Source organism: Janibacter endophyticus (assembly GCF_016888335.1).
In the GTDB taxonomy this organism is placed as follows: domain Bacteria; phylum Actinomycetota; class Actinomycetes; order Actinomycetales; family Dermatophilaceae; genus Marihabitans; species Marihabitans endophyticum.
Window position 1 is genome coordinate 1,975,928 of sequence record NZ_JAFEJG010000004.1, and the last position, 13,270, is coordinate 1,989,197.

Below are 13,270 nucleotides of genomic sequence, written 5' to 3' on the forward strand. Positions count from 1 at the left end.
CCCAGCCCGGGTCAGCCGATCCGCTGCTCCTCGTGGCCCTTCACGGGGATGAGCACGAGCAGGCCGGCGAGCAGGATGAGCGCGATGCCGAGGATGCCCCAGTACTGCGTGTTCTCCTCACCGGTGATCACCGCGCCGAGGGCGATGAAGGCGGCGAAGGCCAGCGGGCTGAGGAAGGAGATCGCGCGACCGGTCGTCGCGTAGAGACCGAAGATCTCGCCCGCCTTGCCCTCCGGGATGAGCCGCGCGAGGAAGCTGCGGGACGCGGCCTGCGCCGGGCCGACGAAGGCCGTCATCACGAGGCCGAGGCTCCAGAAGACCGGCTTGCCGCCGTCGTGGAAGACGAAGATCAGCATGCCGACGACCATGAGGAAGACGAGGCTGATGATGATGACGCGCTTCGGCCCGATCCGGTCGTCGAGCATCCCCATCGCCATGGTGCTCAGCCCCGCGACGATGTTCGCGACGGCCCCGAAGATGATCACCTCGCCGGCGCTCAGGCCGAAGGTCCCCGCGGCGAGCACGGCACCGAAGGCGAAGACACCCGCGAGCCCGTCCCGGAAGAGCGCCGAGGCCATGAGGAAGTACACGGTGTGCCGGGAGGTGCCCCACAGCGCCTTGATCGAGGCGAAGAGCAGCCGGTAGGAGTCGACCACCCCGACACGCGGAGCCTTCTCGCGCGGGGCGTCCTTGAGCGCGAGGAAGGCCGGGATGGTGAAGAGCGCGATCCACAGGCCGCACACGAGCATCGAGACGCGGATGTGCATCCCGCCGTCGTCGGTCACGCCGAAGAGCCCCGCGGCACCGGGCCCGTCGGCGCTGGCCGGCGCGATGAAGGCGAAGTTGAGCAGCAGCAGCACGACGATGCCGCCGAGGTAGCCCATCCCCCAGCCGAAGCCCGAGACGCGGCCGACGTTGGCCGGCGTCGCCACCTGCTCGATCGTCGCGTTGTACGTCACGCCGGCGATCTCGGAGATGATCGAGCCGACCCCGAGCAGGACGAGCCCGAGGACGAGGTACTCCGGCTCGGGCTTGACGAAGAAGAGGGCCGCAGCGAGCAGGGCCATGAGCCAGGTCTGCCAGCGCAGGTTGCGCACCGTCCGGCCGGTGCGGTCGGAGTTCTGGCCGAGGACCGGTGCGAGCACCGCGACGAGGAGCCCGGAGAGACCGGTCGCGATCGCCAGGGCCGTCGAGGTGGCGTTGGTGTCGCCGAAGGACGAGCTCGTGATGTACACCGCGAAGACGAAGGTGATGATCACCGTGTTGTACGGCTGGCTCCCCCAGTCCCACATCGCCCACGAGAGGACCTTCTTGCGGCTGGTGTCGGCCGGTCCGTGCTCCAGCGCCGAGCCGACGGGCGCGAGCGGGAGGTCGACGGGGGCGGCGTTGCTCTCGTGCGTCACACCGGGACCGTATCGTCGGCGACGCCGCCGATGTGCGCGACACGGTGCATTGCCGCTAACCTGATGGTTTGCCGACGCCGCGGGCCCCGCGGAGCGCACCGAGCATCACTGTCGATGTGACCTGCATCGCGGACGCAGCAGATCGCACCCGCCAGAGCGTCGGAACAAGAGAGCGCCTACCAGCGTTGTCATCACTGGTGCCCATGTCCACGGCAGGACAGGCACCGACCCAGACGATCGAGGAGTATCGACATGGCAGAGCGCACGCTTCGCGGCACCCGGATGGTGTCCTTCAGCATGGAGACGACCGCCAACGTCGTCCCCAGCGAGCGCCAGATCACGACCTACGTCTGCGACGAGGGTCACCGCACCGAGCTCCCCTTCTCCGTCGAGGCCGAGATCCCGAGCACCTGGGAGTGCCGCTGCGGTCTCCTCGGCAAGCTGATCGACGGCCCGGAGCCGGAGCTCAAGCCGACCAAGCCGGCCCGTACCCACTGGGACATGCTCCTCGAGCGTCGTTCCATCCCCGAGCTCGAGGAGCTCCTCGAGGAGCGGCTGCAGCTGCTCCGCGAGACCCGCGGCGAGAAGACGCGCAAGCGCACCGCCTGAGCCTCCCGCACGCGAAGAGCCGCCCGGTCCTCCGGGCGGCTTTCGTCGTCTGGGGCGAAGGGGGGAGCTCGCCTACTCGATGATCTCGCCCTCGACGACGTCCGGGGGCCGCTGGGTGCGCCGCGGGCCCGGCGTCCGCGGGGGCGGTCCGGTCCGGGTCACGTGGACGACGCCGAGGTCGTGGAAGACCCGCCGACCGATCGCGGCCTCGAGCACGGGACGGGCCAGCGGCCGGGTGACGGGCAGGACGAGGAGGATGCCGACCGCGTCCGTGACGAAGCCGGGCAGCATGAGCAGCACCCCGCCGACGAGGACGAGGATGCCGTCGGCGATCTGCCGCGAGGGCATCTCGCCGGAGCGGGCCGTCTCACGCAGCGCCCGCCAGGCCCGCGCGCCCTCGCGGCGCAGCAGCCACAGACCGAGGACTGACATGAGCACGAGCGCGAGCAGGGTCCACAGCACGCCGACCTGCCGGCCGACCGCGATGATCACCGCGAGCTCGAGGACCACGAGGGCGACGAGCGCGAGCAGGACCCACGGGAGGCGCCGCCGGCGGCGACGTCCAGGGGCGCCCTGCACCTGCCTCACAGCGCGTGCCACCGCCGCTCGCGGCCAAGGAGCCGCTCGGCCTGCCGCCGGCGGTGAGCGACGCCCCACCCGGTGATCCGGCGCATCGACTCCTTGACGACGTCGCCGTTCATCTTCGACTCACCGATCTCGCGCTCGACGAAGGTGATCGGGACCTCGACGACGCGCAGGCCGGCGCGGACGGTGCGCACGGTGAGGTCGGTCTGGAAGACGTAGCCGGCGCTCTCGACCTCGTCGAGGCCGATCTGGCGCAGGGTGTCGGTGCGGTAGACGCGGTAGCCGGCCGTGGCGTCGTTGACCGGCATGCCGAGGATCGCGCGGATGTAGAGGTTGCCGCCCATCGAGATCGCCTTGCGCGAGAGCGGCCAGTTGACGATCTCGCCGCCCCGGACGTAGCGGGAGCCGATGACGAGGTCGGCGTCCTGCGCTGCCGCGAGCATCGCGGGCAGGTCCTCGGGCCGGTGCGAGCCGTCGGCGTCCATCTCGACGACGGCCTCATAGCCCGCGTCGAGGGCCCAGCGGAAGCCGGCGAGGTACGCGGCGCCGAGACCCTCCTTGCCCTGACGGTGGATCACGCTGACCTGCGGGTCGGCGGCGGCCAGCTCGTCGGCGACCTCCCCGGTGCCGTCCGGGCTGTTGTCGTCGAGCACGACGACGTCCGCCTCGGGGACGCTCTCGCGGACCCGCGCCACGATGCGCGGGAGGTTCTCCCGCTCGTTGTACGTCGGGATGAGGACGGCGACCCGCTCGATCGGCGGGCGTGCGGCGGTCTCAGGCACGGGCAGAGGTCTCCAGCTCGGTGGTCGGTGAGGGAACGACCCTAGCCCGGCGGGACCCCCTTCGCCCCACCGCCACGAGGGCGAGGAGCGCGATCCCGCTCACCCACTCCACCCACGGGCCGAGCCGGTCTGAGGGAGTCAGGCCCGCCCGGGCGTCGAGGGTCTCGACGATCTGGGCGGCGGTGAAGAGCTCGGTCGGCTGCGACACGCTGCCGTCCGGCGCGATGACGGCCGAGACCCCGACCGTCGAGACGTGGGCGACGGGGCGCCCGTGCTCGATGGCGCGGATCCGGGAGATCGCGAGCTGCTGGGTCGACTCGTCGGTGTATCCGAAGGTCGCGTTGTTGGTCTGGACGAGCAGGATGCTCGGGCTGCCGCTGTCCTCGGCGTGGTGGACGGCCTCGCGCATCAGCCCGTCGTAGGCCACCTCGAAGCAGATCGTCGGCACGACGGCGAAGGGGCCGGCGGCCCCGGTGACGTCGAAGGAGGCGGGGGCGGGCCCCTTCGCGAAGCCCACCCGGACGAGGTCGACCTTGTCGGAGAAGATCCGGAAGAAGTCGCGGTACGGGACGTACTCGGCGAAGGGGACGGGGTGCTGCTTGACGTAGCGCGCCGTGGGCTCGTCCTGCCCCGGCTCGTAGAGCAGGCTGGCGTTGCTCACCTCGGGGCTCGGCTCGTCGAGGATCGCGCCGACGACGACCGGGACACCGACGGCGTCGACGGCCCGGCGGACCTGGGCGCCCGCGTCGAGGTTGCGGAGAGGGTCGATGTCGCTGGAGTTCTCCGGCCAGACGACGAGGTCGAGGTCCTCTCCCGCGACCGCCTCGGTGCCGACGACGTGGTTGTCGAGCACCTTGCGCCGCTCGGCGTTGAAGTCGAGACCGGCGCGCGGGACGTTGCCCTGGATGAGCGCGAGCCGGGCGGGGACGGAGTCCTCCGGCGCCTCCGTGGGCACGGGGACGACCAGGGTTGCGCCGACGAGGAGCGCGGCCATCCCGGCCGAGGCGAGGGCCGCGCGCGGGCTGCGCACGACGACGAGGATGATCGGGACCGCGAGCAGCGTGACGGCGAGGCTCACGAGCGGGGCGCCCCCGAGGTAGGCCAGCCGGGCGAGCGGCGAGTCGGCCTGGCCGAAGGCGAGCCGCGCCCAGGGGAAGCCGCCGAAGGGTGTCGTGCCCCGCAGCAGCTCCTGGACGACCCATCCCACGGGCAGCGCGAGGACCGCCAGGACGGGGGCGCCGCGTCGCACCAGGGGCCGCTGCACCCACCCCATGACGGCACCGAAGGCGGCGACGTAGAGGGCCTCGAGCGTCGAGAGCGCGATCCACGGCAGGTCGCCGACGAAGACCCCGGACCAGTGCAGCGTGGGCAGGAACATCGCCCAGCCGGCGAGCAGGCCGAGCAGGGCACCGGTCCGGGCCCGCACGTCCCAGAGCGCGAGCCCGACGAGGGCCATCCCGGGGATCGCGGCGAGGTGGAGGTCGTGGTCGGGGAAGGAGAGCCACACGAGCAGCCCGCCGGCGACGGCCAGCGCAGCGCGCACCCAGGCGGGCGGGGCGAAGGGGGCGGGCTGGGGCACGCCTGACCCTAACCCGCGCCGCTGGGTGCCTCTCACGCCTCCCAGGGCGTGGAGAGGACGACGGTCGTGCGGGTGGAGACCCCGGCGCGGGAGCGGACCGTGGCGATGAGGTCCTCGAGGTCCTGGGGCGTGCCGACCCGGACCGTGAGCAGGTAGTTCGCGTCCCCGGCGACGGAGTAGCAGGAGACGACCTCCTCGACGTCGCGCAGCCGCTCCGGGATGTCGTCGGGGGCGCGGTGGTCGAGCGGCTCGACGGCGATGAAGGCGGTGAGGGGGCGGCCGAGCGCCGCGTGGTCGACCCGGGTGGTGAAGCCCTGGATGACGCCGCGCTCCTCGAGTCGTCGCACGCGCTGATGCACGGCCGAGGTGGACATGCCGATCGCCTTGCCGAGGTCGGTGTAGCTCATCCGTCCGTTGGCGACGAGCAGCTCGACGATGCGGCGGTCCGGCTCTTCCATGGGCCGACCATAGGTGACGGCGCCGCGTCGCACCGGCCCAATAGGCTGCGCGTCATGTCCTCCCGCGCGCCCCGCCTGCTCCTCCTGGACTCCGCCAGCCTGTACTTCCGGGCGTTCTACGGCGTGCCTGAGCGTGACCCGGCGCCGTCCGGGATCCCGACGAACGCGGTCGCGGGCTTCATCGACATGGTCGCCACGCTGGTCGGCCGCTGCTCCCCCACCCACATCGCCGCCTGCTGGGACGACGACTGGCGGCCCCAGTGGCGGGTCGACGCCATCCCGACGTACAAGGCGCACCGGATGGCGGAGGACCCCGCCGAGGGCGAGGAGGTGCCCGAGGCCCTGAGCCCCCAGGTGCCGGTCATCGCGCAGTGCCTCGAGGTCCTCGGCGTCCCGCGTGCGGGCGCGGCCACCTACGAGGCCGACGACGTCATCGGGACCTTGGCCTACCACTACCGCGGGCGGATGCCGGTCGACATCGTCACCGGTGACCGTGACCTCTTCCAGCTCGTCGACGACGCCTCGCAGACCCGGGTGCTCTACACGGCCCGGGGTGGCGTGCGGGACCCCGACGTCGTCGACCAGGCCTTCCTCATGGGGAAGTACGGCGTGGGGACCGGCGACGCGTACGCTGACATGGCGGTCCTGCGCGGGGACACGAGCGACGGCCTGCCCGGGGTTGCCGGGGTCGGCGAGAAGACGGCGGCCAAGCTCATCGCCACCTATGGCTCCCTCGAGGGGATCCGCGCTGCCGTCGACTCGGGCGACCCGGCGATCAAGGGGGCCCAGCGCACCCGGCTCGAGGCCGGCTCGGCCTACCTCGACGCGGCGCCGCTCGTCGTCCGGGTCGCGCGCGACGTGCCGGTGACCCACGTCGACCTGACGATCGGCGACGAGCTGCCGGACCCGGCCGGCATGAGCCGGCTCGCGCTCGACCACGCCATCGCCGGCCCGCTCGGCCGGGCCGCGGCTGCGCTCTACCCGCAGGACTGAGGCACGGCTCAGTCGATCCGGTCGGCCGCTACGACGCCGCGCATGACGCCCTCGATGGCCTTGCGTGCTGTCGTGCGCATGCGCTCCTCGCCGGAGGCCTTGGCCACCTGGTCGAGCAGGTCGACGATCTGCTTGCACCGCCGGACGAAGTCGCCCGCCGTCATCTCGGTCCCGTCGAGGACCTCGTCGAGCCGGCGGCCGCTGGCCCATCGGTGGACCGCCCAGGCGATCCCGGCGTCGGGGTAGCCCGTCGGGTCGAGCCCGGCGCGCTCCTCGCGTGCCTCGATCTCGCGCCACCGCTCCTGCATGCCCTCCCATGCCAGCGCGACCTCGTCGGTCGGGATGCGGGGCATGACGTCGGCCTCGTCACGGCGAGGCTCGTAGACGAGCATCGAGACGACGGCGGCGAGCTCGGCGGGGGTGAGCCGCTTCCACGTGCCCGCGCGCAGGCACTCGGCGGCGAGCAGGTCCTTGTCGGAGTAGAGCCGGCGCAGCCGGGAGCCCTCGTCGGTGATGGTGTCGCCGTCGTCGGCGAGGTAGCCGAGGTCGAGCAGGACGGCGACGATCCGGTCGAAGCGGGCGGCGACCGACCCGGTGCGCGAGTCCACGGTGCGCTGGAGCTGGGTCTGCTCGCGCTTGAGGCGCCACCACCGCTCGGACCAGCGCGCGTGCTCCTCGCGGTCCGGGCAGGTGTGGCAGGGGTGCGCCTTGAGCTGGTCGCGCAGCTGTGCGATACGGCCGTCGTCGCCGGCCGCGGCCTCCTTCGCCTCCTCGCGGATCGACGGGGCACCCTCGTGGGGCGCCTTGATGCGCAGGGTGGTCGCGAGGTCGGTCCGGTGCTTGGCCGAGCGCGGGTTGAAGGAGCGCGGGACCTCGAGCCGGCCGAAGGGGGTGAGCGGCCCGTCGAGGTCGCCGGGGCTGAGCCGGCGCACCTGCTTGTGCTCGGTGAGGACCACCGGCTCGCTCGTCTGCCCCTTGTAGTTCTTCGCGGGCTGGACGACGACGGCGAGCCCGCTGCGGCGCCCGCCGATCCGCACGATGTCTCCGAGCTCGAGCTCGTCGAGCGAGACCGCGGTCTGGGCGCGACGCGCGGCCGAGCGCTGCTTGCGCCCCTTCTTCTCCAGCTCGCTGATCTTGTGCCGGATCTCGGCGTACTCGCGGAAGTCCCCCTGCTCGCAGTGCATCGCCTCGGCGTAGCCGTCGAGGGACTCCTGCATCGAGCGCACCTTCTGCGCCAGGCCCACCACGGCGCGGTCCGCCTGGAACTGGGCGAAGGAGCTCTCGAGGATCTCCCGTGCCGTGGTGCGCCCGACGGTCGCGACGAGGTTGACCGCCATGTTGTAGGTCGGCGCGAAGGAGCTGCGCAGCGGGTAGGTCCGGGTCGAGGCCAGCCCCGCGACGGAGAGGGGGTCCATCCCCCGGGACCACACGACGACGGCGTGACCCTCGATGTCGATGCCGCGACGGCCGGCCCGCCCGGTGAGCTGCGTGTACTCCGCCGGGGTCACCTCGACGTGGGCCTCACCGTTGAACTTCACGAGCTTCTCGAGGACCACCGTGCGCGCCGGCATGTTGATGCCCAGCGCGAGCGTCTCGGTCGCGAAGACCGCCTTGAGCCGGCCCGCGGTGAAGAGCTCCTCGACGACCTCGCGGAAGATCGGGAGCATCCCCGCGTGGTGCGGCGCGTAGCCGCGCTCGAGCCCGGCGAGGAGCTGGTGGTAGCCGAGGACCGTGAGGTCCTCGCCCTCGAGGATCATCGAGCGCTCCTCGAGGGTGCGGCGGTTGCGCTCCCCCTCCGCCGCGCTGATGAGCCGCACGTCGTTGCCGAGCAGCTGGCCGACGGCCCCCTCGCAGCCGACCCGGCTGAAGATGAAGGTGATCGCGGGCAGCAGACCCTCACGGTCGAGCTGGGTGATGACCTGGGTGCGCGAGGCTCCCCCGCCGAAACGCTCGGTGCCACCCCTTCGCCCGCCGCCCCGACGGTCGCGCGGTCCCCCACGACCCCGACCCTGGCCGGCTACCTCCGCGGTCGAGCGCACCTGGCGCCGGACCGCGTCCATGAGGTGCGGGTTGACGCGCACCCGGTCCTGGAGCGCGTCGGGGGTCGCCCCGTCGACGAAGAGGTCGTAGATCTCCTGACCGACCTGCATGTGCTGCCACAGCGGCACCGGCCGCGTCTCGGAGACGACGATCTCGTTGCCGCCCCGGACCTCGGCGAGCCAGGCGCCGAACTCCTCGGCGTTGCTCACGGTCGCCGAGAGCGAGACGAGCTGCACGGACGGGGGCAGGTGGATGATCACCTCTTCCCACACCGCCCCGCGGAAGCGGTCGGCGAGGTAGTGCACCTCGTCCATGACGACGAAGCCGAGCTGCTCGAGGGTGCTGCTGCCCGCATAGATCATGTTGCGCAGGACCTCGGTCGTCATGACGACGACGGGCGCCTCGCCGTTGATCGAGCTGTCACCGGTGAGCAGCCCGACCTTGTCGTGCCCGTAGCGGGCGGCGAGCTCGTGGTACTTCTGGTTCGACAGCGCCTTGATCGGGGTGGTGTAGAAGGCCTTCTGCCCCCGCTGGAGCGCGAGGTGGACGGCGAACTCCCCGACCACTGTCTTGCCGGCGCCGGTCGGTGCCGCGACGAGGACGCCGTGGCCGGCGGCGATGGCCTCGCAGCCCTGCTCCTGGAAGTCGTCGAGCGGGAAGACGAGACCGGCGGCGAAGTCCTCCACGGCTGCTGACATGAGCGCCAGGCTAACCGCGGGGGCGCCTCACAGGAGGATCTGGACGGCCCTGGGGACGACCTCGACGTCGAGCGGGAGCGGGAAGAGGCGTTCGCCGTCGGCGTAGGCGACGATGCCGGCCGCGTCGAGCCGCACGGTGCGGGCGCGGCGCACGCTCACCCTCGGGTGGCTCGTGTGGGCGCCCTTGAAGACCTTGGGGAAGACGCGGAGGAACTCGGGGACCCCGATCTCGTCGACGACGAGGACGTCGAGCAGCCCGTCGGTCATGTCGGCGTCGGGGGTGACCTTCATGCCCCCGCCGTAGGCCCGCCCGTTGCCGACGCACGTCAGCATGGCGCGGGCCTCGACCTCCTCGCCGTCGAGGGTCAGCGTGTACGGGATCGGGGCGAAGACGGGCAGCTCGCGGGCGATCGCGATGTTGTAGCGCGCCGGTCCACGGGGCCAGCGCATCTGGTTGGCTCGCTCGTTGACGACGGCGTCGAAGCCGCCGCACAGGACACCGAGGAACCACCGCTCCTGCGTCCCGTCGACCGACCGGACCCTGCCGAGGTCGAAGGGGCGCGGCTGCCCGTGGAGAATCCGCTCGGCGGCGGTCTCGACGTCCTTGACGGGCAGGCCGACCTCTCGGGCGTTGTCGTTGCCGGTCCCGACCGCGACGATCCCGAGCGGCACGTCGGTCTGGGCGCAGATGTTCACCCCGAGGTGGACGGCGCCGTCCCCGCCCGCGACGACGAGAGCATCGATGGCACCCTCGGCGACCGCACGACGGGCCTTCGCCTCGGCCCGGGTCGCGTCGAGCCCGGTGAGGTCGACGACCTCCGCTCCCCCGGCCTCGAGGAGGTCGGCCACGACCGTCCCCACGCGGGCCCCGGCGTTCTTGCCGGCGGTGGGGTTGACGAGCAGGCCGATGCGACGGTGCACCCGGGCTCCTTGGGTCAGTCGAGGACGGAGGCCTGGTCCTCGGGCGTGTCGAGCCAGTCGGGTCGCGCCTCCTGACGCTTGCGGCCGATGAGCATCGCGATGCCGACGGCCCCGAAGTAGAGGAGCACGAGCGGCCCGGCGAGGAGGAACATCGTCACCGGGTCGGGGGTCGGGGTGATCATCGCCGAGGCGATGAAGATCAGCAGGACCGCCGGGCGCCAGCCCCTGAGCAGCTGGCGGCCGGTGACGACACCCAGCGCGCTCAGCGCGACAAGGACCACGGGGAGCAGCCAGGCGGCTCCGAAGGCGAAGATGAAGCGCATGACGAAGGTGAAGTAGTCCGTCGTCTGCTGGATGTTGCTGCTCGTGTCCTCGTCCGGCGTGAAGCTGTAGAGGATGGCCAGTGCCTTCGGCAGGGTGATGTACCCGAACCAGCTGCCGGCGGCGAAGAGGGGGATGGTGGCGGCGAAGAAGGCCATCGAGATCTTCTTCTCGCGCCTGGTCAGGCCCGGCATGATGAAGGCCCAGATCTGGTAGAGCCAGATCGGGCTGGAGAGCAGCAGCCCGGCGAAGATCGAGATCGAGATCTGCTGGCTGAAGGCGGCCGTCGGGTTGCCGAAGTTCAGCGCGACGATGCTCTCAGGGTTCTGCATCTTGTAGTCGCGGAAGGGTTGCGACAGATGACGGTAGACGTCGTCGTAGTAGATCCAGCCGACGACGGTGCCGACGAGGACGGCCAGGGCCGAGACGGTGATCCGCCGCTTGAGCTCCCGAAGGTGCTCCATGAGGGGCATGCGCCCCTCGGGATCCTTGGGCGTGCGTCGGCGGATGGCCACGTGGGTCGTCGGTGGGGCGAAGGGGTCGGCGTCAGGCGACCGGGCCGGACTGGTTGTCCGTGCGCGGCTTGGCCTCGTCGATCACGGCGTCGCCGTCCCGGGCAGAGAGGTCGTCCCGCACGTCGTCGCGGACGGGGGACGTGCCGGTACCACGGGCGCGCTTGGCCTCCTCGCGGGCACGGTCCTCCTCCTTCATCTCGTTGACCTCGGACTTGAAGACGCGCGCGGACTTGCCGAGGCTGCGGGCGGCGTCGGGCAGCTTCTTGAACCCGAAGAGCAGGAAGACGATGAGGAGCACGACGAGGAGCTCGCCAGGGCCAAGCCACTGAGGCATGGGGTGCCTTTCGGTACGCGGGTGTATCGGATGACCTTCGTCGTCAGTGTACGCATCAGCCCTGGTAGCCGCTGAGCGCTTGCTGGGCCCGGGACCGGACGGCGTCGACGGCACTCTGGGGGCCCTCGACGACCGCGTCGCCGCCGCAGCGCAGCACGAGCCGGGCGAGCCAGGCGTCGTCCCGGGCGGTGAGCCGCACCCGGAGGTCCGCCCCGGCCTCCTCGCGCCCGAGGACGGGGAAGTACTCGGCGACCCAGCGGGCCCCGGGGCGCAGCCGGAGCGTGACGACCGGGTCGCTCTCGCGGCCCGCGTAGGCACCCTGGCTGAGGTCGCGCTGCTCGGCCTCGGGCGGCGGGGTGCCGTCGTCGTCGAGCACCTCGACCCGCTCGATGCGGTCGAGCCGGAAGAGGCGGGTGTCGCGTGCGACGTGGCACCAGCCCTCGAGGTACCACTGGCCGTCCTGCGAGACGACCCGCATGGGGTCGACCTCGCGCTCCGTGCGCTCGTCCCTCGACGGCACGAGGTAGGCCAGGCGCAGGCGTCGCCGGCGGCGCAGCGCATCGGTGACGACGCGCCGCGTCTCGAGACCGGCACCGTCCTCCTCGGCGACCGCCACGGCCTCGAGACCGGGCAGCGAGGCCGCGGCGCCCTCGACCTTGTCCAGGGCGCGACCGACGGCGTCCGAGGGCGCGACGCCGGCGGCCTGGAGGGCCCGCAGGCCGGTGATCAGGGTGACCGCCTCGGCGACGGTGAGGCGCAGAGGGCGACGGATCGCGTCGGCGTTGGAGATGTAGACCCGGTCCTCCTCGTAGCTCACCTCGATGAGCTCGTCGGTCATCGGCCCGTAGCCGACGAGGAAGAGGAGGTCGAGGTCGTCCCGCAGCTGCCTCTCGCTGACGCCGAGCCCCGCGGCGGCCTCGGCGATCGAGATGCCCTGCCGGGAGACGAGCCACGGGACCATGGTGAGCAGGCGCGACACCCGGCTCGTCGCCGGCTCGGCCGGCGTCCGGGGGCTCATCCGGCCACCTCCAGGCTGGCGAGGACACCCTCGAGTCGCCCGCGGACCTCGGCGACCAGCTCCGGCGGGTCGGCGACGACGACGTCGGGGCCGTAGGAGGCCAGCTCGTCGGCCAGCGCGCGGACCGAGCCGAAGGGCAGCCTCAGCTCGTCCCACCCGTCGTCCGTCGCAGCCGGCCCGACTGTCGTGGCCCGCGAGCGGAGCGAGTGACCGGCGCCCGTCCGGACCCGGAGCGTGGCGGTCCCCGACTCCTGGTCGGTCCGCGCGAGGTCGGCGACGGCCTTCCTGGCGTCGTAGTCGTCGGGGCGGGGCACCTCGACCGCCCCGGCGTCGCGGACGTCGGAGACGACACGCGAGAGGCGGAAGACCCGGGGCGCGTCCCGGTCGTGGTCGTGCCCGGCGAGGTACCACCGCCCGCGCCACGACGTGAGGGCCCAGGGGTCGACGTGCCGCTCGGCGGCCTCGCCGGAGCCCGCCCCGAGGTAGCCGAAGCGGACCGAGCGGCCCCTCGTCGCGGCCTCCTGCAGGGGTGCGAAGGCGGGCTCGCTGCCTCCGAGGCTCGGCTCGATCCCGACGAAGGGGTCGGTGCCCCCGTCGTCCTCGGTGCTCTCCGCCGCGATCTTGCGCCACGCGGTCGCCGCGCTCGGTGCCATCGCGGCGTGCGACCACATCCGGGTCGCGAGGCCGACGACGGCCAGCTCGTCGCCCGTCAGCTCGATCTGGGGCAGGGCGTAGTCACGCTGGTCGATCCGGTAGCCGGGCTCGTCCTCGAAGGCTCCGCCGATGTTCTCCGTCACGAGCGGGATGCCGAGCCCGCGGAGCTCGTCCTTGTCCCGCTCGAACATCCGGTCGAAGGCCTCGTCGGACTCGACACCCTGGTAGGCCTCGACCATGCGACGGATCCTCGCCTTGGGCAACGCTCGCCGGGTCGAGAGCAGGCACATCGTGAGGTTCATCAGGCGCTCGGTCTTGGCCCTCGGCGTGTTCGGTGCGGCCATGCCCGCGAACCTACCC

13 protein-coding genes are annotated in these 13,270 nt (G+C 72.2%); 2 read left to right on the forward strand and 11 right to left on the reverse strand.

All coding sequences use genetic code 11. From position 1 onward, the window contains the following. Nucleotides 1–11 precede the first annotated feature (11 nt). Nucleotides 12–1,403: an MFS transporter gene (locus JNO54_RS09520; protein WP_307818149.1), complete on the reverse strand. Its 1,392-nt coding sequence runs from the start codon at nt 1,401–1,403 to the stop codon at nt 12–14. Nucleotides 1,404–1,655: 252 nt separating this feature from the next. Between JNO54_RS09520 and JNO54_RS09525 the strand changes: the two genes are divergently transcribed. Next, entirely contained in the window at nt 1,656–2,012 is a 357-nt protein-coding gene (locus JNO54_RS09525) for an RNA polymerase-binding protein RbpA (protein WP_204143687.1), read from the forward strand. A 72-nt stretch (nt 2,013–2,084) separates the two neighbouring features. Here the strand turns inward: JNO54_RS09525 and JNO54_RS09530 are convergent, their stop codons facing one another. Genes JNO54_RS09530 through JNO54_RS09545 form a run of 4 tightly spaced genes read right to left on the reverse strand, consistent with a single transcriptional unit; the run spans nt 2,085 to nt 5,416 of the window. Beyond that, nucleotides 2,085–2,600, reverse strand: coding sequence for an FxsA family protein (locus tag JNO54_RS09530; protein ID WP_307818150.1), 516 nt, complete (start codon nt 2,598–2,600; stop codon nt 2,085–2,087). Continuing rightward, nucleotides 2,597–3,379, reverse strand: coding sequence for a polyprenol monophosphomannose synthase (locus JNO54_RS09535; RefSeq protein ID WP_204143688.1), 783 nt, complete (start codon nt 3,377–3,379; stop codon nt 2,597–2,599). Before JNO54_RS09535 ends, JNO54_RS09530 begins: the two co-directional genes overlap by 4 nt. Continuing rightward, nucleotides 3,372–4,958 (reverse strand): apolipoprotein N-acyltransferase, encoded by a 1,587-nt coding sequence (lnt, locus tag JNO54_RS09540; RefSeq protein WP_307818151.1) that lies wholly within the window; start codon nt 4,956–4,958, stop codon nt 3,372–3,374. The genes JNO54_RS09535 and lnt overlap by 8 nt, the downstream gene beginning before the upstream one ends. A 32-nt stretch (nt 4,959–4,990) precedes the next feature. After that, a complete protein-coding gene (locus tag JNO54_RS09545; protein ID WP_204143689.1) occupies nt 4,991–5,416 on the reverse strand; it encodes an Lrp/AsnC family transcriptional regulator in 426 nt (141 codons plus the stop codon). 54 nt (nt 5,417–5,470) lie between these two features. Between JNO54_RS09545 and JNO54_RS09550 the strand changes: the two genes are divergently transcribed. Next, nucleotides 5,471–6,409, forward strand: coding sequence for a 5'-3' exonuclease (locus JNO54_RS09550; RefSeq protein WP_204143690.1), 939 nt, complete (start codon nt 5,471–5,473; stop codon nt 6,407–6,409). A gap of 8 nt (nt 6,410–6,417) precedes the next feature. On the opposite strand, the gene JNO54_RS09555 is transcribed toward JNO54_RS09550, so the two are convergent. From JNO54_RS09555 to JNO54_RS09580, 6 genes are read right to left on the reverse strand one after another with little or no spacing between them, the layout of a single operon-like run. Further along, nucleotides 6,418–9,147: a DEAD/DEAH box helicase gene (locus JNO54_RS09555; protein ID WP_204143691.1), complete on the reverse strand. Its 2,730-nt coding sequence runs from the start codon at nt 9,145–9,147 to the stop codon at nt 6,418–6,420. A 27-nt stretch (nt 9,148–9,174) separates the two neighbouring features. Next, nucleotides 9,175–10,068: a diacylglycerol kinase gene (locus JNO54_RS09560; protein ID WP_204143692.1), complete on the reverse strand. Its 894-nt coding sequence runs from the start codon at nt 10,066–10,068 to the stop codon at nt 9,175–9,177. Between the two features lie 14 nt (nt 10,069–10,082). After that, nucleotides 10,083–10,904, reverse strand: a complete 822-nt coding sequence (gene tatC / locus JNO54_RS09565; RefSeq protein WP_307818152.1) for a twin-arginine translocase subunit TatC — start codon at nt 10,902–10,904, stop codon at nt 10,083–10,085. A gap of 31 nt (nt 10,905–10,935) precedes the next feature. Next, nucleotides 10,936–11,238 (reverse strand): Sec-independent protein translocase subunit TatA, encoded by a 303-nt coding sequence (gene tatA / locus JNO54_RS09570; protein WP_204143693.1) that lies wholly within the window; start codon nt 11,236–11,238, stop codon nt 10,936–10,938. 55 nt (nt 11,239–11,293) lie between these two features. Further along, a complete protein-coding gene (locus JNO54_RS09575) occupies nt 11,294–12,256 on the reverse strand; it encodes a helix-turn-helix transcriptional regulator (protein ID WP_204143694.1) in 963 nt (320 codons plus the stop codon). Then, nucleotides 12,253–13,254: a helix-turn-helix transcriptional regulator gene (locus JNO54_RS09580; protein WP_204143695.1), complete on the reverse strand. Its 1,002-nt coding sequence runs from the start codon at nt 13,252–13,254 to the stop codon at nt 12,253–12,255. Before JNO54_RS09580 ends, JNO54_RS09575 begins: the two co-directional genes overlap by 4 nt. Nucleotides 13,255–13,270: the final 16 nt, after the last annotated feature.

Bases quoted from the DNA above. Each gene is read 5' to 3' on its own strand.
- JNO54_RS09525 (WP_204143687.1), top strand. From the start codon at position 1,656: ATGGCAGAGCGCACGCTTCGCGGCACCCGGATGGTGTCCTTCAGCATG.
- JNO54_RS09550 (WP_204143690.1), top strand. From the start codon at position 5,471: ATGTCCTCCCGCGCGCCCCGCCTGCTCCTCCTGGACTCCGCCAGCCTG.
- JNO54_RS09580 (WP_204143695.1), bottom strand. From the start codon at position 13,254: ATGGCCGCACCGAACACGCCGAGGGCCAAGACCGAGCGCCTGATGAAC.
- JNO54_RS09575 (WP_204143694.1), bottom strand. From the start codon at position 12,256: ATGAGCCCCCGGACGCCGGCCGAGCCGGCGACGAGCCGGGTGTCGCGC.
- JNO54_RS09545 (WP_204143689.1), bottom strand. From the start codon at position 5,416: ATGGAAGAGCCGGACCGCCGCATCGTCGAGCTGCTCGTCGCCAACGGA.
- tatA (WP_204143693.1), bottom strand. From the start codon at position 11,238: ATGCCTCAGTGGCTTGGCCCTGGCGAGCTCCTCGTCGTGCTCCTCATC.
- JNO54_RS09555 (WP_204143691.1), bottom strand. From the start codon at position 9,147: ATGTCAGCAGCCGTGGAGGACTTCGCCGCCGGTCTCGTCTTCCCGCTC.